The organism is Sutcliffiella sp. FSL R7-0096, from assembly GCF_038595065.1.
Lineage (GTDB): Bacteria > Bacillota > Bacilli > Bacillales > Bacillaceae_I > Sutcliffiella_A.
Genome location: NZ_CP152003.1, coordinates 3,571,152 through 3,595,392, shown reverse-complemented (window position 1 = coordinate 3,595,392; position 24,241 = coordinate 3,571,152). Strand labels below are relative to the sequence as shown.

Sequence of the window (24,241 nt, the reverse complement as noted above, 5' to 3'; positions counted from 1 at the left end):
ACTAATTCGATTCAAATTTATCATTCCACCTATACCCAACTCCCCAAATGGTTTTTAAATGCCTGTCCACATTAAAACCAACTTGTCGCAGTTTTTCTCTAAGATTCCGAATATGGGAGTCAATGGTGCGGTTTTCCGTCTCTGCTTTCAATTCCCAAAGTGTAGAAAGTAAATGGTCCCGTGAAAAGACCTTATCCGGATACTTTAAAAATAGCTCCAGTAAGGCAAATTCTTTTGGTGTAATGGAAATAGGCTGTCCATTATATGATAATTTGTAAGAAAGAGAGTCAAGTGATAAACCTTTGAAGTGTAATGGCTTTTCCGTTGGCCCTTCTGTGGCCGATCGACGGAGCACAGCTCCAATCCTTGCTACAAGCACATCTTCATTAAATGGCTTGGAAATGTAATCGTCTGCACCGTTCTTTAAGCCCTTTATCATATCGGTGTCATCATTTCTAGCTGTGAGCATGATTATAGGTGTTTTACTAAAGTCTCGGATTGCAGCTAATGCTTCCCAACCGTCCATGGTTGGCATCATGACATCAAGAATAATGAGGTCCACTTCATGATCACTCAGAAACAGAATCCCCTCCAAAGCAGTAGTCTTTTTGATGCAGGTAAACCCGTGCGGGGTTAAATAGAGGGATAAAAGGTCTAGCATTCTTTGTTCGTCATCTATCAGTAGTATTTGTTTCATCTATTTTGCCTCCTTTAATAGAATCGATACAGTTGTACCTACACCAATTTCACTGTTCACCTTCAGCTCCCCATCATGGGCATCTACAATTTCCTTTACGATGGATAACCCAAGACCAACTCCACCTGTAAGGCGAGATCGGGATTTTTCCACTCGGAATAAGCGATCAAATATATATGGGATTTGATCATCAGGAATTCCTTTACCTTCGTCAGAGATGGAGAGTATGCAGATATTATCCTTTTTGCTTAATTCGATGGTTGTGGTCCCTCTGTCTGAATACTTCAGTGCATTGTCCAATATATTCTGTACTACTTGTTCAAATCGCAAAGGATCTATATTCACGAAGCAGTTCTGTTTGCAGTTAAACTTTAGACCAATGCCGGAATTGGAGAATACGGGATAAGTCTTCTCAAAAATAGTCTGCAAGAATTTCCCTAGTTGGATTTCTTCCTTTGCAATCGAAAAAGAATTCTGATCCATATTGGCTAATTCGAACAAATCCTCAAGTAGGTTTGATACTCGAATCGATTCTTCATGAATAATCTTCAGATATTCATTCCTTTGAGTATCCGTTAAATTATGCTTTTGACCAATATCAGCATAACCGATGATATAGGTGAGTGGAGTCCGTAGCTCATGGGATATACTTGCCAAAAATTCTTTTCGCTCCTGTTGCAAGTAGTTTAGGTTACTTGCCAATGTTTTAATGGATTTCGCCAACTCTCCAATTTCATCTTTGGATTTCACAGGAAGGGTTACCGTGAAGTCTCCTTCATTGATTCGCTTTGTTGCTTCTTTCATGGATACTAAGGGTTTGGTTAAAAGCTTCACTAAGATGAGGTTCGTAATTACCAGGAAAAATAAAATAATGATAACAGCAATCCCGAAATGGTGGTTTAAGTTGGTAATCAAGCTTTTCATTTGGTTAGTGCTTTTTAGCATAAAGACAGTTCCCCTAACCCCACTATTCGAACTGAATGGGGATGCAGTGGCTATATAGGATTGTGACTCCCAATCTGCTTCAATGATCATATCTTCATGCGTACTTGGCAAAATAATGGAGGTGATTTCGTCATTGATGGCAATGGAAGATTCGATAACATTTCCACTTTGGTCTGTTATCACCACTTCCGTATCGGTTTTCGATTCCATTAATACGATATGTTGAAGTGTATTGTCGATAAAAGATTCTTCCAGAACATCTCGATGGCTATCTCCTCTTGCCGATAATGACTTCAATTCATTATCAACGAGGGATTGAACGACATTTTGATGAAGGAAAAGCATGGAACCAGTTTCAATAATTAAAATACAAAAGAAGAACCAAAGCCCTAGCTTGGTTGAGAACTTCAAGTACATCACCTACTTTGTAATAGTTTTAGAATATCCGGAAATTATCGAGAAAGCTTGCAGATTGACAGAAAGCAACAAAAAAATTGTCATTATTAACTGAATTGGATGTATGTATTATAGGGGTAGTGAGTGGAAAAAACAAAATTAAAAACACGCCAATAAGTGGCGTGTCTTAAAAAGTACATTATGCAGTAATCATTCTTCTGCAAGCTTCTGCACATCGAAAACATGCGTCCGCACAAATTTGGCAATGTTCGTGTGTGTGTTTACTACATTCTTCTCCACAGGCAGCACAGATTTCGGCACATAATCTGCAGATTTCTTCCTTGAATGGGCTATCTGATTGAATAGCTGTCGCTGCAAGACTACAAGTATCTGCACATAAGCGATCTAGTCGGATACAGGCAGCCATCATTTTTACATCATTCTCGTTTAAACAAGCATTAAAACAAAAATTACAGGCTTCCATACAGGCCAAGCAGGCGTCCAAACATTCTTGATATTCATTTTTAATTAACAATGGAAAAACTCCTTTCAAGATTTATTAAACATTAATGGTGTACCCCTCCAGCTAACTTCCTAATACTTAAAAATAAAAATCCTTATTATCTGCACAGTATTGTAAAACTACAGCATACATGTCCCACCATCATTTGCATAGATATGTTAGAGGGGAGGGGTACGCGATGCATGTATTTTATTGGTATATTTTATTAACATTGATTATGGAAATAGGTATAATCCTAGTACTTTCAAGAATATTGAAGAAACGATTGCCTTCCATGGCGGGAATGATTTTATCCATGACTTATGCAATGACCATAAGTTTGATAGTTGGATTGACATTTGGCGTAATGTACCAAGGGGACTTATTCAGCTCCACAATAATTGCACTATTTTTAGGTATGGTTGCTGGTATACTCGCGGGTGTAGGACTCGGATTACTTACGTCTATTGAAGGAGCCATGTCAGGTTTAATGGGTGGTATGATGGGTGCTATGCTGGGAGAAATGATTTCAACTAAGGATGTATTCTTCTTGATAATCCTATTGTTAACGATAAGTGTTTGTTCGTTATTATTGTTTTTTGTGTTTTGTCAATCTAACCAAGATCAAAATAAGTTTAATAAATCGTGGTATTTAAAGCCACTTTTCTCAATGGTAGGAATTAGTGCATACCTGATTCTTGGTTTTCAATTAAGTCATGGTGCAGTAAAACCATCAGCAGATCATGGACATCAGCATCGTGCTACTGGCACAAAAGATCCAAAGGTAGTTTCTGTTCAGGCGGTAAACAATGCTTACACACCTGCATCTTTTGTGGCAAAAGTAGGAGAGGAAATCATTCTTCAATTAAACAACATGGATGGAGTGGAACATGATATAGAGATAAAAGGCTTATCAGTAAAAACAATGGAAAGTAGTCATCATAATTTAAAGGGACCTTTGCATCTGCACGCTCTTGCAAATAGTAAAAATGAGATTCGTTTCACCCCTCTTGAGATAGGGGAATATGAATTTTATTGCACGGTTCCAGGTCATAAGAAAGCTGGGATGGTAGGAAAGGTAATAGTTACAAATAAATGAATAAGTGTGTTTCTTCATAATATCTGCACATTTTTATCTTACAATTAAGATAAAAACAGTATGAAATGGTGTGGTTTAATGTACGAAATTATGAATGGGATTACAAACTCCATTACAGTCCCACTTTCGAATGTTGCGATTTCATTTAAAGAGGTTACACTTTTATATGCCTTTTTGTTAGGTATTGTGGGATCGATGGTTCCTTGCCAATTGACTGGGAATATTGGGGCAATAACCCTTTTTGGAAAAAAGTCGCTTGATAAACAAGTGGCTTGGGGGGATGTCATATTATTCACTTTAGGTAAAATTGTAGCCTTTACATCTCTTGGGCTTTTAATTTGGTTATTTGGTCGAGAAATTCAGTCTTCACTGACCCTTTATTTTCCCTGGATACGGAAATTGACTGGACCGCTGTTGATTGCGGTAGGACTATTTTTATTAGGATATCTAAAAATGAATTGGCACCTCCCTATACTCAATATTGCTGGTGAAAATATTAAATCAAAAAAATGGGGATCTTTTTTGTTAGGCTTCAGTTTTTCCTTAGGATTTTGTCCGACCATGTTCGTCCTATTCTTTTTAAGCCTTATGCCGGTTGCATTAACGGAATCATATGGTATGGTTCTTCCTTCCGTATTCGCGATAGGAACTACGGTGCCAATACTTATATTAATGTTTCTAATATGGTTTTTCGAAGCTGGTGGCATGGTAATGAAGAAAGGAAAACGTGTGGGAAGTATAATACAAAAAGTTGCCGGTGCATTTTTAGTTGTTTTAGGGATATGGGATACTTTAACTTATTGGACCATATAAATATTAAGTTTATGGTTAAGTAGAAATAATTTATAAATCGTAATGATTACTTATGGAAATACATCATTTAGAGGAGTAATGTCATGTATAAGAGAATAAAATTTTTGATGATATCTTTTATCATTATCAGTTTAATTAGTGGGTGTATTGCAGATCAATCAATAAATGAAGATAAGGAATACAAACAACTTACAATATTTACAACAATTTATCCATTAGAGTATTTTACAAAAAGGATTGGTGGCAGTTTGGTTTCCATTGAGAATATAGTACCTCCTGGCTCCGATGCACACTCCATTGATTTATCGCCTAGTGAGATGGTGAAAGTGGCAAAAGGAGATGCCTTTATTTATTCAGGTACAGGTTTAGAAGGTTTTGCCATGTCTATTATTGAATCTTTAGAGGATGAGCAGGTAATGATTGTAAATGCAACTGAAAATATTACGCTATTAAAAAGCTCAGCAAAAGATCAACATAGCGATGATGAAAAAAAACATGAAAATGAAAAGAGTGAAGTGGACCCTCATTTTTGGCTAGACCCTATACGTTCAATAGAAGTAGCTGACAATATCAAAAAATCACTAGTAGAATTATATCCAGAAGAAAAAGAGATTTTTGAGGCAAACTTTATTTCTTTGAAAAGGGATTTAGAAAAGCTGGATGCAGAATTCAATGAAATGATAAAAAGTGCCGAAAAAAAGAAATTTATTGTATCCCATTCTGCTTACGGATATTGGGAAGAAAGATATGGTCTTGAGCAAATAGGCATCAGTGGAATATCACCAAGTGATGAACCTTCACAACAACAGTTGATTGAAATCATTAACTTAATGGGAGAAGAAGGACTTACGCATTTATTCTTCGAGGAAAATTTGAACAATAAAGTTGCCAAAACTGTCCAAAATGAAACTGGAACAAGTCCGCTTTTCTTGCACAATTTAGAGTCACTTTCTGAAGACAGACGTGAAGCAAAAGAGGATTATCTTTCAATAATGAAAAATAATATTAAGGTGTTAGGTGAAGGTTTGGATTGAATAGAAGTACACAAATTTAAAATTCATATTTAAACCCGAAATAATGTTATTATGAAAATATTTCGATCAAAGCATATATAAATAACAATTAGAGAGAGAATGCATTTAATAATTAAAACTAGCAAAATGTAGATATTTACTGTCGAATGAATCTACAATTGCTAGTTTTTCATTAAATATTCAGAATTTTATGGTAATCACGAAAAAAATCTACTAGTAGGATTCAAATAATAAGCTGCTGAAAATTTAGGAGTATTGTAGATTAATACCTTTACAATCCATAACTTTCTGAGAAGAAAGGTAGTCCATAAACCTGGCTGACTGTTTGAAATAATGACCCACCGTTACATCGGAATATTCTTTGTCTATACAGTGTTGTTTAAAACGATTACTGAACCCTCTATGTCGCTCGCTCACACATGACAAAGAATGCGCTCAAAAATGCACAGATAAAAGTAAGACAAACAATCAAAGAGATTCAGAAACACCAATCGGTTGAGAATGTTTGGCGCTTTAATACAGTTATAATGGGAATCCAAAATTATTATTCAGCAGCTTCACACATCACTGATGATTTAACCGAGCTGAACTATCGTCTTCATAAAGCATTGTTTAATCGTTTAAAAGAATTGAGAAAAGAAGCTACGTTTCAGGACTTTCCAAAATCCTTACAGAAACGGTACAAGGGATATGAGTGTAAGCTCTTCAAAATAAAAGAAATGGTACTTATCCCAATTCATGCCCAACGTTGCAAGGTAAATCTGAACTTCTCTCAAACTATTTGTAACTACACTACCGTAGGTAGGGACAAAATTCATAAAAACTTGCGAGCAATCAATAAACAAACGCTTACTCGTGTGATGAAACAGTTCATACCGAGCCGTTCCATCGAATACAACGATAACCGAATTAGTAGATTTATTGCACAATATGGGAAATGTGCTGTTACAGGGGTTGAATTAGGACTCGATGAATGGCATTGCCACCATAAGACACCGTACCATCTCACCAAAGATGATTCATACGGAAACTTAATGATATTGCATAAATCTGTACATCTCCTTATACATTTGAGAGATTTAGAGAAAATACAAGTGCTTTTAAACTCACTTAAGTTAAATGAAAAGCAACTCATAGAAGTCAATAAATTGCGAAAGCAATGTCTGAACGAAGCAATCTGATTCTCCTTTGCATAATCATAAAAATCTTGAATGAATTGGATTAGTTGGAACGCCGTATGCTGGGAAACTCGCCTGTACGGTGTGAAGTGGGGGAAAAGCTGGAGATAACGTCAAAAGCTTACCTATCACTATAACAACTCATTATATGCGGAGTAGACGTAATACTGTGCAACACAACACTATATTTCTAAAGTGCTTGTGAAAAAATGTTCTAATGCTACCAGCCTCATACTGTAAGAGGGCTTATAAACTTTGTTATAATTAAATATATTTAAAAGCATAAAATTGGGAGGATTTCATGACTAAACAAGAAGGACCACCAAGTACCCCACGGTGGGTAAAAGTCTTTGGGATAATTGTTATTGTTTTAGTTTTATTATTTGTAATTATGAAAGTTACAGGTATCGGTGGAGAACATGGACCCAATCGCCACTTTTCACTTAATGGAGTTGGCAACGATGTTTCGATAATAAAACAAGGTATTATCGAATCGTGATGATGACACCACGCATCCGAAAGTTTGCACTTTTGATACATATCGTTTCTACTCTTGGCTGGATTGGAGCTATTGCTTGTTTTCTTGTTCTTTCTATTGTCGGTTTGAATAGTGAGAATGAACAGGTGGTTAGAGCATCTTACCTATCGCTGGAATTAATTACGTTGCTTGTCATTGTTCCGTTGAGTATATTCTCTTTGTTAAGCGGTCTCATTCAATCGTTAGGCACAAAGTGGGGATTGTTCCGTCATTATTGGGTTTTAATAAAATTATTGTTAACGCTGGTTGCAACTATCGTCTTGTACTTACAACTGGAGCCAATTAGTTATATTGCAAATGTAGCAGCAGAGACGATATTATTCAGCACCGACCTCCGTGAGTTAAGACTGTCCCTTGTTATACACGCTGTTGGTGGATTATTGGTATTACTTGTGGTCACAGGGTTATCGGTATACAAACCTCGTGGAATGACTCACTATGGTTGGCGAAAGCAGAACATAGTAAGAATGGATAAGTAGGTAAAGAAAACTCAATTACAATTATCATGTTTATAAGGTTAGAAATTCATTTAAAACAACAAAGAATCCAAAACCAAAACAACAGGAACAGTCATAGATGTGGTTGTTCTTGTTTAATTTATTCAACTATTCTGCTCCTTATCTACAGGATAGTGGAATACATTAAAGAGACTTTAGAATATAGATTTCCAAAAACACCTCGATACTCAGGAAATACCTGATCCAATAGAATTTGTGATTGTAATTTTGTTTGAGATGAAACACTTACAATTGCTTCCTGCTGTCTGGTGAGGTTTCTCAGTTTTAATAACTGATTTCCTCTTTTTCTATGAGGCTTCTCAGTTTTAATAACTGATTTCCTCTTTTTCTATGAGGCTTCAACTCTTCAGTGTAGAATAGCTCGCAAAGTTGATACGCATCTACAGTTCCCCCCATAATATACACATAGTCTTGTTCATCTAAAAAATGGACAGCGATCGTTTTATATGGGCCAGATGGTTGATGAACGCATGGCTATAAGATTTTGTAAGTATCAAGATTGTGAAAATTCCACCGAAACTGAGGGCATGTTTAAGAAGGAATCTATACTATTTAGTTGAAATAGTAATACTGGAGTTTGCTTTGTTTTATTCTCAGAAGTGAAGTGTTTTATCAGTTGTCATATTCTTGAAGTATGGAGGGGTTTCATTGCAAACATTTCAATATAACTGGATGGTCAGAGAAGAATGGTATCGGTGGTGTGAGGAGTTAAGTGAAGAAGATCTTTTACGCAACCGAACTGGCGGTGTAGGTAGTATACTACATACACTCTTCCATATAGTTTATGTAGAATGGAGTTGGATACGCCTTTTACAAGGTAAAACAGACTTTGAGGAGAGTTTCAATGATTATAAGAGCTTGAATCAGGTACGAAAATTGGACGCTGAATTTCGAACGGAAGTGGAGAACTTTGTGAACATCTGGGATGATAGTAGGAAAATCAATTATTTTACGATACCTTACAAGATGGAAGAATTGTAACGGATACCTGGGGTGAGGTTATACGCCATTTCATTGCTCATGAAATTCACCATATAGGACAATTATCAATTTGGGCAAGGGAAGTAGGGAAAAAGCCTGTGTCTGCAAACCTTATTGGACGGGGTCTTTCATCTCATTTGAATAATTAATGTAAAATAGATCATTTGGTATTAACTGGTGTTAGTTTAATAAGAATTAAGTGATTTTATGAATAAGGTCAGATTTTAGTTATTCCATTAAAGGGCGCTTATCCGGAAAAAGGATAAGTGTTTTTTTTGTCAAAAAAAAGTGAAGATATTGAACTGAAATTGAGTTTTGAAAGAAATGAAACCTATTTCTAACTAAATCGTCTTAGCATTATACGGCAAATGGGGTGAGAAGCGTGTGAAAAAGATTAGGGATCAAGGTTCTTTAGAAGACAGAGATGCATGGTTGGAGTTTATTATGGATGAGTACGGAGAACGGCTCACAAAGTTAGCTTATAACTATGTGAAGGACTGGAGGTTAGCTGAAGATATTGTTCAGGATGTATTCATAGCGTGCTACAAGAAATATGAAAAAATAGATGAAATTATCTCATTTAAATCGTGGATTTTTCGATTGACTATTAACAAATCAAAGGATGTTTTGAAGAGTTCTGCATTTAGAAAAGTGGTCATTAATTCAAGCCTATTTACTCTTTTTTCATCAAAGGAATTGTCACCAGAAAAGAATCTATTGAAGCGCAACGAGGAAGAATTCCTTTCCTTGAGTGTATTATCTTTGCCTGTTAAGTATCGGGAAATTATTATTCTTTATTATTATGAGGAATGTTCAATTGAAGAAATTAAAGGAATATTAGGTGTGAACCCAAATACGATAAAAACGAGATTGAGCAGAGCCAGGGTAAGGCTGAAAAAAATGATGGAGAGGTGGGGATATGATGGAGAACAAGCTTAAACAGTTGCGGAAAGCGATGGATTCAACGACGCACAAAGGTATTCACTTTACGGAATTTAAAAAAAATAATATTAGAAAAGCAATCCTTACAGATGGAAAAGGGAAGCCAAACAGTCCCAATAAATTAGCCGTATTCCTCATTTCCACTTTTGCCATCTGTTTATTAGCCTTCTTCGTTTCAACAGAGTTTTTAATCAGGCAAAATAATGAAAAGATAAATGGCGGTCCAGGTGCTCCTGATATGTGGGAAATACGACATGAATATAAGGAGAATCAGAATATACTATTTAGCATATTCCCTGATCCTGAATTGGAAGCAGGAAAGCCTTATGGATATATCTTTAACTTCGCAGAGCCTTTTAAAACTTATAAAGGAAAAGAACTTTCCATTTCTGCGTTGAATAAGGAAACTGGTGAAAGAGTCCAAGTTTTATCTCCTCAAAAAATAATTGAACCTTCATCTGGGTACTCAAGTTTACAGCGTTTCACGGTTACATTTCAAGTACCCTATGGAGGCATATGGAAGTATCAGGTGTACTTGGATGGCAAAGCCTACGGTGATGTAGCTGTCAGTGTAGATGAAAAAGCAAAAGACGGCTCTATTATTTTACCTGAAGAAATACCAAACTTTGTTGAAGTAAGTAATTTTGAAAAAGTTGATTGGGATAAAAAAGCTGTGACGTTCAATGACAATATTATTGGAAATGAAAATAAATCAGGTGTTATTGGTGCTGATATGCCAAGCATAAACATCAATCAAAAGTGGATGTGGCACCTATGGGGTGTTGAAAACCCCCGAGAAACCGAACTAACGGTCGTTGGTTTTCACAGATATACAGGAACTGTCCATCAAATCATAACAACAGGTTGGACTATAGGTCTTGGAGGAGGGAATAATGGAGCAAATGCACACGCACCTTCAAGCGTGAACATTCCAAAGTCAGGAGAATGGGCAATATTGCTTTATACTGATGGAAAATTATTCGATATATTAGTTTACGAAATAAATGAATAATACGTATTCTTCTTTAACAAAAGTGGGCTTTTCTTTATAGTCTGTGCAAAACAGACTTATACCTTACATTTCAATCTTCAGCAAACGGGTGCGATCCTGTAACAAGGATTAGCGCTCTTTTTTTTTGCGAGGATGAAAAATAACTTATTGTAGGAATTTTTAGAATATGAAATAATTGGTATTAAAACAATATGGCAGCTCTTTGTTGAAAGAGGAGTTTTCCGGAGTGTAAACAGGGAGGGGATTTTTTTGAAATACTACTTTGAAAAAATAACGGATCATGTGTATGGCTTTCTCTTATGGGATGAATCGTGGAATTCCTATAATAACTGTTATTTAGTGATGGGAGATAATGGCTACACACTTATTGATTCTGGTAAAGAGGAGCACTTTGATTACCTAGAAGCCTCCTTGACAGAAATTAATCTAAATAAAGACGAGATTTTCGCATTCATAGCTACGCACGGTCATAAAGACCACATCGGTGGACTTTCCTTTTTAGAAAACATAAAAAGTTATATTCATAGTGAAGATCTCAGCCTGGTGCCGGAAAATCTGAAAACCACTCTTACAGGAACGCTCCCTGATAATGGTGCGGCTATCAACGGGTTGGAGTGTATCCTCCTAGGTCATCATACTCCAGGCTCTGTTGCTCTTTTTCATCAAGAAAGTGGTGTTTTGTTTTGTGGGGACCACCTTTGTTTCTTTGGTGACCCTTTGCCAAATGAAAAAATTGCGGGCAATGGGAAAGAAATGAAGGATAAATATGTAAAGTTCATCTCGGAGTGGGCAAAAAACGAGGAGATGAGAAGTAAGCACCATTTTGAGTTGTTTATGGAAGGACTTAAGAAACTTAGGGAGATTAGGCCAAGTATCCTTTGTACAGGGCATGGGGTTGTGATTAGGGATGATGTGGATTCTTTCTTATCAGACCTCATCCAGGGCAGTTTGTATAGTTAAAGAAATGTATAATTTTCTTGAAATCGAGTCTTCAACAATCGGGCGCCATTCTTGAAGAAGAATAGGTGCTCATTTTGTATTTTAGGACAATTAAATTGAAAAAGGATTAATTAGGTAACGAAGCAGGTTGAAGAAGCAAATATGATAAAATATAAATTCAGTGACTTCTAGGTGGGAGAGGAAATTATGATAATTACGCAACAATGGAATCAAGAAGATAGTGAATACATTCGAAAAAAAGTAATAGAACATAATCTTTCTAAACTACCTGACGATGTAAAACATCCTGTTAAGAATATTAGCTTTATTATAAAGGATGAGGGAGGAAAAATTTTAGGAGGAATAACAGGAACAATTTTTTGGTACACCTTACATATTGATTTCTTATGGGTTGATGAATCGCTGAGGGGTAAAGGGTATGGGAAAGAGTTATTACTAAAGATAGAGGATTTTGCAAGAGAAAATAATTGCAGACTAATTCAGCTTGATACATTTAGCTTCCAAGCACCTAATTTTTATCAAAAGTATGGTTATGAAGTAGTTGGTGTGATAGAAGAACATCCAACTAAAGAAAATCAGCAGTATTATCTTTCAAAGAGAATGATATATTAAGTATCTTAATCAATGAAAGGGCGCGATCCAGGAACAAGGATCAGCGTCCATTTTTATTATGGCCGCAAGAAATATCTAATTGAAGGAATTATTAGAATATGAAATAATTGGTATTAAGTAATAGGGCAGGATTGTTGAATAAGCAAAAAGAATATTATGAGTTGTTAAGCCATTAATAAAGGGGGATTAAGATGAAGAAAAGTTTATTTTTGTTTCCATTGCTATGTATGGTGTTATTGTTGGTAGCTTGTACTTCGAAAGAAACAGTTAAAGAGGCAACTTGGTCTGATAATACTTCCAACTTTGAAACTGAGTACGGAGAAATGTTCGGTAAAGAAGGTAGTATTGGAATTATCGGTCCTAAAACTGTAACAGAAAAGGGACAAAAGTGGATGTGGCATTTTTGGGGACCCGAAAGTATATCCAACAAAAAATGGGAAGTAAAAGCATTTAAACAGGGCGAAGAAGAAGTGATAAATCCAATCACATTCAAAGATGAACAATTAACCCCTCGTGGTGATGTCATAAACGGACACGCTCGTTCAGCAGTATTATTTCCATCATCGGGACTATGGAAGTTAAAGGTTTATATTGATGATGAATTGTATGATGAAATCATAGTAAATATTGACCAAGAATGATGCAAGAATTTCTTCAAGAATCATAGGGCGATTGTTGCATAGTGGATCGCTCCTTACATAAGAATTGAGCAGTTTAACTTAAGAGAGCTATTTTAAATTTTCTTACTATAGGGGAGAAATTAATTGGTTATTAAAAAGGCATTTGAAATCATTGAGAAGCATTCGGATGAGGGAGATTTTATTGGTGAAATTCAGGAAGATTTAATTTATTCTGCTGAAGAAACGCTAAGCGTCAAGTTACCTAGTAGTTATAGACTATTTCTAAAAAGATATGGTGTTGGTGACATTTTTGGAGAAGAAATATACGGCCTTGGAATTGAAGAAGGTGGAGTTCCAAGTATGGTTTGGATTACTAAACACTTTAGACAAGAAGAAGGATTCCCCGAACACCTGGTTTGTTTCTATTTTGCTGGTTATGACAATATGTATTATTGTTTAGATTGCTCTAATGTGAAGGATGAAAACGATGATAACGCTGCTGTTGTTTCATATTTACGTGGATTACCAATAGAAGCACAAAAGTTTGAAACTGAGTTTCCAAGCTTCGGAGAATTTTTACTAAGAACATTAGAAGACTCAATAGAGAGTTGAACCCTCAAAAATCCAATCTATACTACCTACAATAACAATTTGGAGCAATAGCGTAGTAAACAGACTTCCTAACATATAAAGAAGGTGAATTAGATGGAATATATAAAAACTTTACGCCAGGCAGTAGGGAATATGCCACTGATAATATGTGCAGCAGGTGTTATTGTTACGGATCCAGATAATAAAATTCTCTTGATCAAAAGAAGTGATGATGGAAACTGGTGCATACCTGGTGGTGTAATGGATGTAGGAGAAAGTATTCAAGAAACCGCAAAAAGAGAAGTATTTGAAGAAACAAATATAAATATTGAGGAAATGAAGTTGTTAAATGTTTACTCTGGCGGGCAGCAACATCACATTTATCCAAATGGTGACGAGGTTTACTTTGTTAATGTAGTATTTTCATCCTCAACTTTTAGTGGGCATTTTAAAGCTGATGGAATAGAAAGTGCCGAAATTAAGTTTTATAACATAGATGAATTACCTGAAAATATTTCTCCCACTAACAAACCTTTCATTGAAGATTTTAAGAAATTCACTAGTGAAATCTAATTGGTGCTTTACCTTAATTATGTTCTTCCATTAAATAGGGGCAATTGTAGCATGGTGGATCGCTTATTACTTTTTACTTATTACTTAGGAATAGGAAGTTTAATAGAAGAAGAAATAATTAAATGATGGTGATATTATGGAATGGAAAGAACTTAAAGATAGGAATGATATTTATAATTTGTTAGAAACATTTGGTGAATTCCATGATAGTTGTTTAAAGGAATTATATATGTGGACAGAGAGCTATGTAGACGAAAGTTTATCTATGGGCATGTCAACAGACCTTGATACAAATGTACGAATCCTCTTCCAAAGACAGAATGATAATCCTTCTGCAATTGAATTACTTTTTGAAGGCGTAACTCAATTTCATATCGTTCCAAGTCCAATTAACTATGACCCAGTCATTTATGAAGCAAAACTTATTTTACACGAAGGTTATTTTTATTGGGCTGATGATTTGGATTGGGAACCAAATACCTATACTCAGGGTGCTAATAGCTGGATTTCTGCAAAGAATCTTAAGTGGCGTGATGTTAGTTCGTGGATGGGTAAAAGGAACAGATACGGTTTAATTACCCCCGACTAAAAGAGATTTAGAATTCTTCAATTTAGGAGCTATAGTTGAAGAAATGTATTGTTATCTTGAAACCGAGTCTTCAGCAATCGGGCGCCATTCTTAATAAGAATCGGTGCTCATTTTGTATTTTAGGGCCAGATTGTGGAATAAGGAAGGAAACGTAATGCTTCATCTAGAAGTATAAAATTAGGTCAGTATCAGGTAGAATTCTAAAACTGAAATAGAAAGGGGACAATGTTTTGAAACTTAGACAGTTGGCCGTCGCTTTTATAATAAACGAAGAATATCAAGTGTTATTTCTTCAAAAAAAATCACAAGATACATTTCTTGCTGGACATTTAGTTCCTATAGGTGGGCATATAGAAGGTATAGAAATAAATGAACCTAAAAATGCTTGTTTAAGAGAAATAGAAGAAGAGACAGGAATAAATAGAAATCATCTGCATGATTTAACTCTCAGATACATCGTACATAGAACAAAAGCTTACGAGGAAATTAGAATACAATATGTGTTTTTTGGTACTTTAAGTAAGCAATACCCCTTAGTTGAAAGTGATGAAGGTTCTTTAAAGTGGATTGAAATAAATGAAGTCGCAAATAAAAATGTATCGGCAACTACAATTGAAATAATAAATCACTTCATTAAAAAAATGACTAATAATAATGTATTTGTCGGTTCAATGAAGTCACAAGAAGGAGAACCCATTATTAAATGGGCGGAGTTAGAAGATTGGGAGATGCCTATTTCCTAATGAATTGAGCGATAGCAGCATAGGAGTTGAGATCACTTTACTTACTATAGTATTGAGAAGAATAGAGTGTCAGTATTTGTTTAAGCGATTAATTACATAACGGGGTGTTGAAATGATTATAAGAAGAGCAAAAGTAGAAGATGCACCAGGGATAGCAAACGTTCATGTTGATAGTTGGAAGACAACTTATAAAGGCATTATCCCAAATGATTTCTTAAACAATTTATCTTATGAAAAACGAACAGAACTGTGGAAGAAAAATATTGAAAAAACCCATATTTATGTTGTTGTTGCGGAAAATAATCAAGGTCAAATTATAGGTTTTGCAGATGCTTGGAAGAGAGAGACCAATGTAGTGGGAAATTCTAGTAATTTAACATCGATTTATCTCCTTGAAGAATATCAAGGAAAAGGAATTGGAAAAAAGCTGCTTAAAGAACTATTTTTGCATTTTAAACAATTGGGTTATGAAAAAATATATGTGGAAGTTCTTGAAGAAAATAAAACTCGTTATTTTTATGAATATTATGGGGCGAGATTAATTCAAAAAGTTCGAATTAAAATCGGTGGAAAAGTTTTAAATGAACTAATTTATGAATGGGATAATGTTGACGATGTTATTATGAAGCTCTGATACTTCGAGAATCTTTTAGAAGTATGTACTATGAAGAAGTAGAAGAGCAAATATATTTTCAAGTGGATTTAATTGCTAGAACCTTGTGGCTTCTTGAGGTTGTTCTGTTTTTAGGTAATTGGTGTTAAATAAAAAAGTTTATTGGAATTAAATATAAAGGACTATATTAAAGTAGGTGTAATAGATGATTAATCCATTCACCCTCACATCCGGTGCAGTCATAAGGGATAATAAGAATAAAATACTGTTAAAAAAGGATCCTTCAAGAGGATGGGAATTACCTGGTGGCATTGTAGAAGCTAATGAAACTATTCAAGAGGCAGTAATTAGAGAAGTGAAGGAAGAAACTGGATTAGATATTGAAGTCCTAAGATTTTGTGGAGTATCCCAAGAATCAAGAAAAAATATATGTAACTTTTGGTGGTTGGGTAAACCATTAAAAGGCAATCTTATGACAAGCGATGAAAGTTTGGATGTAGGATTTTTCAGTCTTGAAGAAGCATTACAGTTAATTATTTTTACGGAATATAAACAAGAACTGTTAAAGATAATTGATATAGAAAATCAGCCGTTCTTTATCACTTTTGATTAGTTTTCTGGTTACTGATTTAGTGCTTATGAGAAAGCGAGGGAGATAATTTGGAGCTAGTATTTATTAGGCACGGGGAGAGTGAACATACCTTAGATATCCCAAAGAGCTTGCAAATTTGCGACCCTGCACTTACTGCTGAAGGGGTGAGTCAATCTAAGTTGCTTAGAGAACAATTTCCCCTTACTGAAGAAGATATCTTAGTAATTAGTCCTTTAAGGAGGGCTTTACAAACAGCTGATTATTGGAGTTCAAATGTTAATTGTAAAAAGATTGTAAGTCCACTTGTTTCTCCTAGAATATTCCCTCAAGTTCCTTCTGGAAAAACATTGCCTTGTGATGAAATATTAAGTAAGAGGAAGATAGAAGAAGAGTTTCCAGGCTTTGATTTACAGAATGAGATTCCAGAGGAATTGTGGATTAATGGAATTAATACTCTACCTGAACTGCAATTCAACTTACAAGCTAAGAAATTTCTTAATTGGTGCAAACGGCAAGAAAACCAAAAAATATTTGTGGTTTCTCACGATGGTACAATCACATCTTTTAGGGAACTTATCACAGGTACTAGACTAACAAGAGATGATTTTCCTAGAGAAACTGGGTGGTTTAATATTCAATGTTAAAATAACCCCTTGCTTAGCTTAAGTAAGCTTATATGCCACATGATAAGATTTTTTTAATGGAAAATATATCTTGAGGAAACAACTGGTATTAGGCATCATGGAAAAATAAGTGTAATAAAACGATATTTAGTAATTTAAAAGACCCGCTTAATAAAAGTCGGTCTTTTTTGGGCGAAATACCAAGTGTCTCAATTGAGATTTATATGTAATTACACGGAATATTTGTCTGTTTGCACCCCACAAGTTAACCTTTCAAGTATTTAGGATGTTTTTTAAAAAAACAAAGAAATATTCGGAAAATTAAGGTAATATAAAGAGGGAAATATTGTATGGAGGGGTGGAATAATGTTACAAGCTCGAATAAATGAATTGAAAAGTGCAATTATAGATATTCATGAAAACAAAGTCTATATTACGGGTTTTACTCGAGAGGAAATGCTGATCAGCCATTTGGAAACTGGAACTGAATCTTTTTATTCTAGAGGTTTATATGATTACCAGGAGCTACATTTCCACGAAATTAAGAATGATGCGTTATTTATTGTAAGAAAAACCGGAAAAGAAGTAGGAAGGCATCAATATAAAGCAGTACACAAAGATACGATACAATACAAAAACGAAGAGGGAAAAGACCTGTCACTTACCTTTACTATAAGGAAGAGTACATACAGTGATCATTTTCATTTTTCATCTGAAAAACTCTCCGTGCTATTTAGTAGTAGAGATGAATTGAACAATTATCTTCAGGACAATTTCAAGGTTCATATCGGTGCAGCACTATGAAAAACATGATTCTGCTTGACATAGAAACGCTGGATTTTAGTGTGGACTCTGGTATATACGAAGTTGCCTTGTTGGTCGTGGAAGACGGAAGAATCGTTTTAACGGAGCATATCGCAGAAGTAGCAGACATACGTTTAGTTCATCTAGGAATGGGAAAAGGGTATGCAAATATATGTGAAGACAAAGAGAGTAAAGAACGGTTTATAGAAATAGTGAAAAAATATAAGTATCCTATAGTTGCGCATAACGTTGCATTTGATAGAAAGTTTCTAGTGCATTATGGATGGTTAGGGGAGGAGTATGAATGCTATGATTCCGTTAGGGCCATTAAACTTGAAAATCCAGAGTTGTTTTCGTATTCCTTGGACTATTTACTGCGGTATTTCGAAGTAAACCGTCCTTTGACGCATAAAGCGATTGATGATGTTAATGCGCTCTATGAGGTGATAGAAAAGGCAAATCCACAAACATGGTTACCATTATATAAAGTGTCACCGAAAAAATTTAAAAATTTGGTGGAAGCGAACGCGAATGTGGAAGGGGAATGTGACGTATTTGCAGGTAAGAGGATGGTTTTCACCGGTACTAGCCCTTTTCCTAGGGTCCTTATGCAAGCGATCGCAACCAAGTGTGGTGCTACCGTTACAGGAAGCGTTTCGCCTAAAACTGATTTATTGATTTGTGGGGAAAATCCGGGAAGCAAACTGGTTAAAGCAAGAGCGTTGGAGATTGAGGTTCAAACTGATGATTGGTTTATAGACGCAGTATCGTCGGATCTCGATCTAGGAACAGCCTCTATTACCCGAAAATCTATCGCTACTACAGTGGAAAACAATGAGTCCCCGTTCAAAAAAATTCCGGAATTGAAAGGGAAAGTTATCAACATTGCTCTGTTACCTATTCGGGCGCAAAACAGGGTCGAAGAAATCCTTGTTCAACATTTGGAAGTACTTGGTGTAAACAAAGGAACAAATAGCACAAAAGCCGACATTATTGTCTATACAGATGGAAACGAGTATAAGCTACTCAAAAGAGCAGAAGAATTAAATATTAAAACCATCCCTTTATCCCAGTTCAATCGAATGATATTGAGATAAATAAACCACATTTTAATTTGTAAACAATAATACTTTATCAAATAAAGCGGAAAAGAAACCATCCGTTTAAGATAGTATGATTTAACAAGGGGGCTTGTCCCCTTTTCTCATTACTACTAATATAATGAAGGAGAATGCTTTTGAATCAGAATCAAAGAAAAGATCTAAATGACACCGGCAAAAATCTTGCAATTGAAACCATCTTGACTGTTGGTAGTGACACTGCAGCAGACATTGCAAAAGAATCCCTAACAGGTATAGTAGGAGAAATTCTTATAGAAACAGGAAGTTAACTTATCCCCGGAGTATCAGGTGCAGTGCAGGGGTATAAGCGGGCTCGGTTTGAAAGGAACATAAAAACTTTCACCGAAGAGCTTCACATAAAGATTGAAGAAATTAGGATTAATTTAGAACATAAGACGGATCATCAAAAAAAGAAAATTGATCAACTATTTAAATATGTATTGGATTTTGTTGTTGATGAACAACAAGAAGAAAAAATTCAATATATGGTACATGGCTTTGTGAACATTACTGCACATGAACAAGTATCAGATGATTTTATACTTACTTATTATGATGTGCTTAAAGAACTAAGAATGGTGGATATTTCTGTTCTAAGACTTATGTACTCTTCTTGGCATCTCGACGTTCAAGAAGCTCGAGAAACATATAAGGATGTAATGGAAAGACATGGTATTACATATGAACAATATGAATCTGTCCGGAGAAATTTATTAAGAAAAGGAATGCTGACAACTAAAACGGATTTGAATATTACAGATGACTTAAACGAAATTGTGAAGAAATTTAAGGAATTGCATACTTATCTAAATAAATTAACAAACCCCAAACACAAAGGACCTTTACCAAGGCTCCAAGAACCGAAAATGAAATCAAAAGAAAATTTTGAAATGTCTAAGTTTGGACGGGATTTTGTTCGGTTTTTCCTGGATATAAATAATGGTTAAACTCGCTAAAAGAAGCTACTTAGTTATTGTAATTTCAAAGCATAGCGAAAACAACTTGGAATGCAACATATGAGGGCATAATTCCTCTAGAAGTACAAAATAACTTCTTGAAATTAAATTACAGTGATGAAAGTATGAAACAACGGATAGAACGTTCTATTGTTTACATTGCTGAAGTTGAGGGGAGAGTTGTCGTTTTTGCAAACTATTCCACAGTAAGGGATGGTGGAAAGGTAGAATTGGCAGCTATTTATCTTTATCCAGTATTCCAAGGTAAAGGGATAGGTATTGATATGATACAACAAGCGGTTAAAGAATTAAAAGGTATAAAAATTAAAATAAAAATCACATGGTTAATTAGTAAAAAAAGGCTGTGTTATATATGAAAGTCTCTTTAATTGTTGCAATGGATAAGAATAGAGTAATTGGAAAAGAGAATGACATCCCCTGGAGAATCCAGAAAGATTGGGAGTATGTTAAAAATACTACAAAAGGGCATCCAATCATATTAGGTAGAAAGAACCTCGAGTCAATTGGAAGGGCTTTACCTGAAAGAAGGAATATTATTCTAACCAGAGATATAGATTTTAACTTTGATGCCTGAAGTTAATTTCGATGAGTGGAAAGAAGTATCTGTAAAAAAAGGCGTTATGAATGACAAAAACCCTTATAACTACTACTTTCATGTTTATGAAAGAAAAGCACTATCAGCAGCATTTGATATACCGCAATAAATGTAATAATAGCATATTAGTTATTCCATTAAAGGGCGCTTTTCTGAAATAAGGAAGTCTTTCTTCATGAAAAGGGCCAGATACCAAATCTATAAAATATAAAAAAAGATGAAACACCATATTGTCTCGTCTTCGCAGCACCATTTTTCGAAATTAACAAATGAAAGTATACGTAAAAAGCAGGATTCCAAGCACATCGTTGTCTTTCCGTCCATCAAGTAAAGTGGTCCACATAAGCTGATGTATCTGCTGGAGATCATATTTAAATAAGGAAGAGGCATATCTGTTCGATACAGGTATGTCTTATTTTATCTCAACTTACTATACTTTTTAAGTGGCAATCGAAAAAGAAAGTAAAAAGGATCCACAAAAAGTGATTTTTCAAATACTACTAGGGGCTTCTATAAGCTTAACTTTTTTTAATTAGCCTGAGCTGATTTTTGATTGTTTATATGTAATCCATAATCTTCAGCATTCATTTTAACGGGCTGTGGTAATTTTCTTAATGTAGAATTCAAAACCCAAAAAATTGAAATGAATAAAAATCCAGAACTTAATAATCCAAAAACCAGGGTAATATCAAGAACTGTAGCAACGTAACCTCCTAGAAGGGAACCGATAGGCATCATTAAAGTCCCAATACTAGCTGCCACAGTAATAGTTCTCGCAACAAATTTCTGTGGAATCATTCCTAATATAGCTGAATTCATTACAACATTAGTTACACCTAAAGGTATCCAAGCAAAACCAAACAATATAATTGTTAAAGTTTTTGAAGGCATAAAGATGGAACTAATCCAAAAACAAAATCCAATAAGAAATGCTATAATTGTCAGAGTACCTAAGGGGAACCTTCCCATAATACTACCCAACAGAGCTCCTATTAATGTTCCAGCCGATAATGCTGCCATTAAATATCCATATGTATCAGAACCACCAAGGTAGTCACCGTATACTGGTAAAATAGCAAGGGTTGCTCCAATTGCAAAATTTGCAACAATTATCGCTACAAATAATTTAGCAATGATAGATCCAAAAACAAATTTAAATCCATCAGTTAATTCTAACAAATAATTCTTAAGTAATTGTTTCAGCTTTCTATGTTTATTATCTGGTATTAAGTCATCCGTATCCTCATTTACAGGAATTCTAATTGATAAAAATAGTACGGCAGCAATAAAAAATATAACGGAATCTATAATGAATAACGTTACTACTCCTAATAATGAAATTAGTATACCCGCAATTGCATTAAAAGCCATATCAATACCTTGATAAGCAAAACTAAATAATGAATTACCTTTAACTAATTCATCCTTTTTTAATATCAAAGGTAAAGCAGCCGTTTGAGCTGGGTAAGCGAATTGATTTAGCAAAGATATCAATGGGATTATTATGAGTACTGTAGTTATATTTAAATAATTGAATTGATATGCGATTGGAATAATAGCTATAAGTATGCCTTGAACAAGCTGAGTAAAAAATAGGGTTTTTCTTAAAGACCAACGATCAACCAATGGACCTGCTAAAAATTGTATTGCTTGTGGTAACAAGACTAAAAAACCTGCTAATCCAGTGTGAAATGCTGATCCTCCTAATTCATATACTAACCACATTGCTGCAATATAATAGATACTGTCTGCCATATTAGTTATAATTCTTCCGGAAAATAATCGTGTAAACCTCCAGTTTTTAAATAAGGATATCATTTTAGAATTCCCCTCTGTCCTTTTTGACTTCAAAACCTACACTTGAAATATAAAAAGTACTTACATCTTCTTGGTCTGTATTTTCCATATTTGCTAATTCATTTAAAAGATTATGATACTTTTTTTTCCACTGCATAAACTGTGGTCGTTTGATATTAACTTTTGTTTGAATAGAAATTAAAGGCCAATCCATATATTCTCCTGAAGAAATTGAAAATGAATCCTCGGGAGCAGCGATTGCCTCATTTTTTGCATTTAACAAAATTGAATATATTGAAGTTCTAATTGATTCATTCATTTCATTGAGGTGAGGAAAAAGCTTCTGGTCGATAACAATATCTGTTCCATAAGTTTTGTAAAATTTCTGTGCAATCCCATTTAGTAATTCAGTTTTTTCAATAAATATGATCTTAACTTTTTCAAGTTCTTTTAAATGATAATGTACTTTAGGGGCTGGGATATTTAAAATATCCCCAATTTGTTTCCCCGTTTTTGATTGGTTAGTTATTTGAGAAAAAATTCTTATTCTTAAGGGATCACTAATCGCTTTTAATTGATCGAAAGATTTAATCAATAATAAATTTGTAGAGGACATCATTCAACACTCCTTTAACGTTCAAATTTATTAAAATGTTATCATAAAATTTTTTGTTTTACAATTATTTCATTTAGATTAATGATAACTTCTTTAAACTAAGGTCTAAAGAATCAATGATAAGACAATATATTGCCTCATCTTTGGTTCTCATCCCCAGTTTTATCCTTCACCTCTTGCATAGGATGAGCATGAACCGTGAGAACCGTCCCATTGGTCCACTTAACTGTTAACTCCTAATAAGTAAATAATTGGAATTAAGCAAACAGGCAGTATAGCAGAAGAAAGAAGGGGAAGGAGTATTTTATGTTAATTAGAGAGATAGAAATTGAGGATGCTGAGAATTTGATAAATCTCATTAAGGAAGTAGAAGCAAAATCAAATTTTATGCTAATGGAAGCTGGAGAAAGAAAAACTACTCATGAACAGCAACGAAAACATTTAGAACGTCTAGGACAGCAAAACAATTCAACAATCTTTGTAGCAGAAAAAGAAGGAAATTTAATAGGTTATTTGATTGCTATTGGCGGAAGTGTAAAAAGAACTAAACACTCAGCTTACATTGTTGTAGGGATTTTAGAACAAAACAGAGGACAAGGGATTGGAACTGCTTTATTTAAACGTGTTGATGAGTGGGCGAAAAATCACCACATATCACGATTGGAACACACATCGGTTACTAACATTGAAGCAGGTGTAGCTCTATATAAAAAGAGCGGATTTGAAATAGAAGGTACAAAAAGAAATTCTCTTATGATAGATGGAAGCTTTTATGATGAGTTTTATATGTCAAAGTTATTAACATTTTAACTCAATTATTTAGGAGTGAATACAGCATAGCGGGAGAGCTCTATACTTAAGAAAGAGGGAGTTTAACGGAATAACTGTTTCAGGATACATTTAGACCTTGGTGATTAGTTTGATAAAGATATTGTGTGGGGAGGCAAAAAGATTAACTTTTTATTACTCGTTTTCTCAATTTTCCTATTGTTGTTTAGTATGTCAAAATTGACAAAGATCAAGTATTCAAAAAATGACTCCATATTAAAAGAAGCGAGGTCGAACCTCATTTCTTTACTTTTGGGAGGGGTAGCCGTAGCTGGGTATTTAATCACCTCTTACCAAGTTTGGGTTTTAGCTGGGAGTTCCGTTTACTGGGA

The 24,241-nt window shown here is 34.7% G+C and carries 28 protein-coding genes and 5 pseudogenes; 27 read left to right on the top strand and 6 right to left on the bottom strand.

Going from position 1 to position 24,241, the window contains the following annotated elements:
- Window position 1: 1 nt before the first annotated feature.
- The 3 genes from MKY77_RS18430 to MKY77_RS18420 all read right to left on the bottom strand — a co-directional run bounded on the left by MKY77_RS18430 (window position 2) and on the right by MKY77_RS18420 (window position 2,567).
- Complete coding sequence (locus MKY77_RS18430) at window positions 2-697, bottom strand: response regulator transcription factor (RefSeq protein ID WP_168865128.1); 696 nt, start codon at window positions 695-697, stop codon at window positions 2-4.
- Window positions 698-2,053, bottom strand: a complete 1,356-nt coding sequence (locus MKY77_RS18425; RefSeq protein ID WP_223490606.1) for a HAMP domain-containing sensor histidine kinase — start codon at window positions 2,051-2,053, stop codon at window positions 698-700.
- Window positions 2,054-2,237: 184 nt separating this feature from the next.
- Window positions 2,238-2,567: a four-helix bundle copper-binding protein gene (locus MKY77_RS18420; RefSeq protein WP_223493678.1), complete on the bottom strand. Its 330-nt coding sequence runs from the start codon at window positions 2,565-2,567 to the stop codon at window positions 2,238-2,240.
- Window positions 2,568-2,739: 172 nt separating this feature from the next.
- On the opposite strand from MKY77_RS18420, the gene MKY77_RS18415 reads away from it, so the two are divergent.
- The 6 genes from MKY77_RS18415 to MKY77_RS18390 all read left to right on the top strand — a co-directional run bounded on the left by MKY77_RS18415 (window position 2,740) and on the right by MKY77_RS18390 (window position 7,681).
- Window positions 2,740-3,639, top strand: a complete 900-nt coding sequence (locus MKY77_RS18415) for a cupredoxin domain-containing protein (protein ID WP_168865126.1) — start codon at window positions 2,740-2,742, stop codon at window positions 3,637-3,639.
- A gap of 78 nt (window positions 3,640-3,717) precedes the next feature.
- Window positions 3,718-4,452, top strand: a complete 735-nt coding sequence (locus tag MKY77_RS18410; protein WP_168865125.1) for a sulfite exporter TauE/SafE family protein — start codon at window positions 3,718-3,720, stop codon at window positions 4,450-4,452.
- A gap of 83 nt (window positions 4,453-4,535) precedes the next feature.
- Window positions 4,536-5,486 carry a zinc ABC transporter substrate-binding protein gene (locus MKY77_RS18405; RefSeq protein ID WP_168865124.1) on the top strand — a complete coding sequence of 317 codons (951 nt, stop codon included), beginning with the start codon at window positions 4,536-4,538 and terminating at the stop codon, window positions 5,484-5,486.
- A 419-nt stretch (window positions 5,487-5,905) separates the two neighbouring features.
- The gene (locus tag MKY77_RS18400) at window positions 5,906-6,667 is read left to right on the top strand and encodes an HNH endonuclease signature motif containing protein (protein WP_205825350.1); all 762 of its coding nucleotides are present in this window, start codon (window positions 5,906-5,908) and stop codon (window positions 6,665-6,667) included.
- 298 nt (window positions 6,668-6,965) lie between these two features.
- On the top strand, window positions 6,966-7,163 hold the full coding sequence (locus MKY77_RS18395; protein ID WP_168865123.1) for a hypothetical protein: 198 nt from the start codon (window positions 6,966-6,968) through the stop codon (window positions 7,161-7,163).
- A complete protein-coding gene (locus MKY77_RS18390; protein ID WP_205825355.1) occupies window positions 7,163-7,681 on the top strand; it encodes a DUF2269 domain-containing protein in 519 nt (172 codons plus the stop codon). Before MKY77_RS18395 ends, MKY77_RS18390 begins: the two co-directional genes overlap by 1 nt.
- 160 nt (window positions 7,682-7,841) lie before the next feature.
- On the opposite strand, the pseudogene MKY77_RS18385 reads toward MKY77_RS18390, so the two are convergent.
- A pseudogene (locus tag MKY77_RS18385) lies at window positions 7,842-8,104 on the bottom strand (hypothetical protein); the annotation flags it as partial.
- Window positions 8,105-8,368: 264 nt separating this feature from the next.
- Here MKY77_RS18385 and MKY77_RS18380 point away from each other — a divergent pair.
- The 20 genes and pseudogenes from MKY77_RS18380 to MKY77_RS18285 all read left to right on the top strand — a co-directional run bounded on the left by MKY77_RS18380 (window position 8,369) and on the right by MKY77_RS18285 (window position 20,777).
- Window positions 8,369-8,850: pseudogene (locus MKY77_RS18380) on the top strand (DinB family protein).
- A 235-nt stretch (window positions 8,851-9,085) separates the two neighbouring features.
- The gene (locus MKY77_RS18375) at window positions 9,086-9,640 is read left to right on the top strand and encodes a sigma-70 family RNA polymerase sigma factor (protein ID WP_168865121.1); all 555 of its coding nucleotides are present in this window, start codon (window positions 9,086-9,088) and stop codon (window positions 9,638-9,640) included.
- Entirely contained in the window at window positions 9,621-10,655 is a 1,035-nt protein-coding gene (locus MKY77_RS18370; protein ID WP_240948551.1) for a hypothetical protein, read from the top strand. Before MKY77_RS18375 ends, MKY77_RS18370 begins: the two co-directional genes overlap by 20 nt.
- A 249-nt stretch (window positions 10,656-10,904) precedes the next feature.
- Complete coding sequence (locus MKY77_RS18365) at window positions 10,905-11,615, top strand: MBL fold metallo-hydrolase (RefSeq protein ID WP_168865120.1); 711 nt, start codon at window positions 10,905-10,907, stop codon at window positions 11,613-11,615.
- 186 nt (window positions 11,616-11,801) lie between these two features.
- On the top strand, window positions 11,802-12,227 hold the full coding sequence (locus tag MKY77_RS18360) for a GNAT family N-acetyltransferase (RefSeq protein WP_168865119.1): 426 nt from the start codon (window positions 11,802-11,804) through the stop codon (window positions 12,225-12,227).
- A gap of 191 nt (window positions 12,228-12,418) precedes the next feature.
- A complete protein-coding gene (locus MKY77_RS18355; protein WP_339147194.1) occupies window positions 12,419-12,868 on the top strand; it encodes a DUF4871 domain-containing protein in 450 nt (149 codons plus the stop codon).
- A 123-nt stretch (window positions 12,869-12,991) separates the two neighbouring features.
- Window positions 12,992-13,459 carry an SMI1/KNR4 family protein gene (locus MKY77_RS18350; protein WP_339147193.1) on the top strand — a complete coding sequence of 156 codons (468 nt, stop codon included), beginning with the start codon at window positions 12,992-12,994 and terminating at the stop codon, window positions 13,457-13,459.
- Between the two features lie 93 nt (window positions 13,460-13,552).
- Window positions 13,553-14,011 (top strand): NUDIX hydrolase, encoded by a 459-nt coding sequence (locus tag MKY77_RS18345; protein WP_339147192.1) that lies wholly within the window; start codon window positions 13,553-13,555, stop codon window positions 14,009-14,011.
- A 136-nt stretch (window positions 14,012-14,147) separates the two neighbouring features.
- Window positions 14,148-14,600, top strand: coding sequence for a hypothetical protein (locus tag MKY77_RS18340; RefSeq protein ID WP_339147191.1), 453 nt, complete (start codon window positions 14,148-14,150; stop codon window positions 14,598-14,600).
- 230 nt (window positions 14,601-14,830) lie between these two features.
- Complete coding sequence (locus MKY77_RS18335; RefSeq protein ID WP_339147190.1) at window positions 14,831-15,343, top strand: NUDIX domain-containing protein; 513 nt, start codon at window positions 14,831-14,833, stop codon at window positions 15,341-15,343.
- A gap of 112 nt (window positions 15,344-15,455) precedes the next feature.
- Window positions 15,456-15,977 carry a GNAT family N-acetyltransferase gene (locus MKY77_RS18330; protein ID WP_339147189.1) on the top strand — a complete coding sequence of 174 codons (522 nt, stop codon included), beginning with the start codon at window positions 15,456-15,458 and terminating at the stop codon, window positions 15,975-15,977.
- Between the two features lie 184 nt (window positions 15,978-16,161).
- Window positions 16,162-16,569, top strand: coding sequence for an NUDIX hydrolase (locus tag MKY77_RS18325; protein WP_339147188.1), 408 nt, complete (start codon window positions 16,162-16,164; stop codon window positions 16,567-16,569).
- 47 nt (window positions 16,570-16,616) lie between these two features.
- Complete coding sequence (locus MKY77_RS18320; RefSeq protein WP_339147187.1) at window positions 16,617-17,192, top strand: histidine phosphatase family protein; 576 nt, start codon at window positions 16,617-16,619, stop codon at window positions 17,190-17,192.
- A gap of 345 nt (window positions 17,193-17,537) precedes the next feature.
- On the top strand, window positions 17,538-17,975 hold the full coding sequence (locus MKY77_RS18315) for a hypothetical protein (protein ID WP_339147186.1): 438 nt from the start codon (window positions 17,538-17,540) through the stop codon (window positions 17,973-17,975).
- Window positions 17,972-18,409, top strand: a pseudogene (locus MKY77_RS18310) (exonuclease domain-containing protein); the annotation flags it as partial. The gene MKY77_RS18315 and the pseudogene MKY77_RS18310, both read left to right, overlap by 4 nt.
- A gap of 9 nt (window positions 18,410-18,418) precedes the next feature.
- Window positions 18,419-18,724: pseudogene (locus MKY77_RS18305) on the top strand (BRCT domain-containing protein); the annotation flags it as partial.
- Between the two features lie 488 nt (window positions 18,725-19,212).
- The gene (locus MKY77_RS18300) at window positions 19,213-19,365 is read left to right on the top strand and encodes a hypothetical protein (protein ID WP_339147185.1); all 153 of its coding nucleotides are present in this window, start codon (window positions 19,213-19,215) and stop codon (window positions 19,363-19,365) included.
- A gap of 24 nt (window positions 19,366-19,389) precedes the next feature.
- The gene (locus tag MKY77_RS18295; RefSeq protein ID WP_339147184.1) at window positions 19,390-20,043 is read left to right on the top strand and encodes a hypothetical protein; all 654 of its coding nucleotides are present in this window, start codon (window positions 19,390-19,392) and stop codon (window positions 20,041-20,043) included.
- Window positions 20,044-20,084: 41 nt separating this feature from the next.
- Window positions 20,085-20,429, top strand: a complete 345-nt coding sequence (locus tag MKY77_RS18290) for a GNAT family N-acetyltransferase (RefSeq protein ID WP_339149860.1) — start codon at window positions 20,085-20,087, stop codon at window positions 20,427-20,429.
- Window positions 20,426-20,777, top strand: a pseudogene (locus MKY77_RS18285) (dihydrofolate reductase). The gene MKY77_RS18290 and the pseudogene MKY77_RS18285 overlap by 4 nt, the downstream one beginning before the upstream one ends.
- 419 nt (window positions 20,778-21,196) lie before the next feature.
- Here MKY77_RS18285 and MKY77_RS18280 read toward each other — a convergent pair.
- Window positions 21,197-22,486, bottom strand: coding sequence for an MFS transporter (locus tag MKY77_RS18280; RefSeq protein WP_223490604.1), 1,290 nt, complete (start codon window positions 22,484-22,486; stop codon window positions 21,197-21,199).
- A gap of 1 nt (window position 22,487) precedes the next feature.
- Window positions 22,488-23,084, bottom strand: coding sequence for a winged helix-turn-helix domain-containing protein (locus MKY77_RS18275; protein ID WP_223490602.1), 597 nt, complete (start codon window positions 23,082-23,084; stop codon window positions 22,488-22,490).
- Window positions 23,085-23,387: 303 nt separating this feature from the next.
- Here MKY77_RS18275 and MKY77_RS18270 point away from each other — a divergent pair, with 303 nt between their 5' ends.
- Window positions 23,388-23,891, top strand: a complete 504-nt coding sequence (locus MKY77_RS18270) for a GNAT family protein (protein WP_223490601.1) — start codon at window positions 23,388-23,390, stop codon at window positions 23,889-23,891.
- Window positions 23,892-24,241: the final 350 nt, after the last annotated feature.

Excerpts from the sequence above, each read along its gene's own strand:
- MKY77_RS18330 (WP_339147189.1), top strand. The coding sequence starts at position 15,456 with ATGATTATAAGAAGAGCAAAAGTAGAAGATGCACCAGGGATAGCAAAC.
- MKY77_RS18345 (WP_339147192.1), top strand. The coding sequence starts at position 13,553 with ATGGAATATATAAAAACTTTACGCCAGGCAGTAGGGAATATGCCACTG.
- MKY77_RS18430 (WP_168865128.1), bottom strand. The coding sequence starts at position 697 with ATGAAACAAATACTACTGATAGATGACGAACAAAGAATGCTAGACCTT.
- MKY77_RS18280 (WP_223490604.1), bottom strand. The coding sequence starts at position 22,486 with ATGATATCCTTATTTAAAAACTGGAGGTTTACACGATTATTTTCCGGA.
- MKY77_RS18410 (WP_168865125.1), top strand. The coding sequence starts at position 3,718 with ATGTACGAAATTATGAATGGGATTACAAACTCCATTACAGTCCCACTT.
- MKY77_RS18355 (WP_339147194.1), top strand. The coding sequence starts at position 12,419 with ATGAAGAAAAGTTTATTTTTGTTTCCATTGCTATGTATGGTGTTATTG.
- MKY77_RS18390 (WP_205825355.1), top strand. The coding sequence starts at position 7,163 with ATGATGACACCACGCATCCGAAAGTTTGCACTTTTGATACATATCGTT.
- MKY77_RS18315 (WP_339147186.1), top strand. The coding sequence starts at position 17,538 with ATGTTACAAGCTCGAATAAATGAATTGAAAAGTGCAATTATAGATATT.
- MKY77_RS18275 (WP_223490602.1), bottom strand. The coding sequence starts at position 23,084 with ATGATGTCCTCTACAAATTTATTATTGATTAAATCTTTCGATCAATTA.
- MKY77_RS18415 (WP_168865126.1), top strand. The coding sequence starts at position 2,740 with ATGCATGTATTTTATTGGTATATTTTATTAACATTGATTATGGAAATA.
- MKY77_RS18400 (WP_205825350.1), top strand. The coding sequence starts at position 5,906 with ATGACAAAGAATGCGCTCAAAAATGCACAGATAAAAGTAAGACAAACA.
- MKY77_RS18270 (WP_223490601.1), top strand. The coding sequence starts at position 23,388 with ATGTTAATTAGAGAGATAGAAATTGAGGATGCTGAGAATTTGATAAAT.
- MKY77_RS18340 (WP_339147191.1), top strand. The coding sequence starts at position 14,148 with ATGGAATGGAAAGAACTTAAAGATAGGAATGATATTTATAATTTGTTA.
- MKY77_RS18405 (WP_168865124.1), top strand. The coding sequence starts at position 4,536 with ATGTATAAGAGAATAAAATTTTTGATGATATCTTTTATCATTATCAGT.
- MKY77_RS18370 (WP_240948551.1), top strand. The coding sequence starts at position 9,621 with ATGATGGAGAACAAGCTTAAACAGTTGCGGAAAGCGATGGATTCAACG.
- MKY77_RS18395 (WP_168865123.1), top strand. The coding sequence starts at position 6,966 with ATGACTAAACAAGAAGGACCACCAAGTACCCCACGGTGGGTAAAAGTC.
- MKY77_RS18325 (WP_339147188.1), top strand. The coding sequence starts at position 16,162 with ATGATTAATCCATTCACCCTCACATCCGGTGCAGTCATAAGGGATAAT.
- MKY77_RS18360 (WP_168865119.1), top strand. The coding sequence starts at position 11,802 with ATGATAATTACGCAACAATGGAATCAAGAAGATAGTGAATACATTCGA.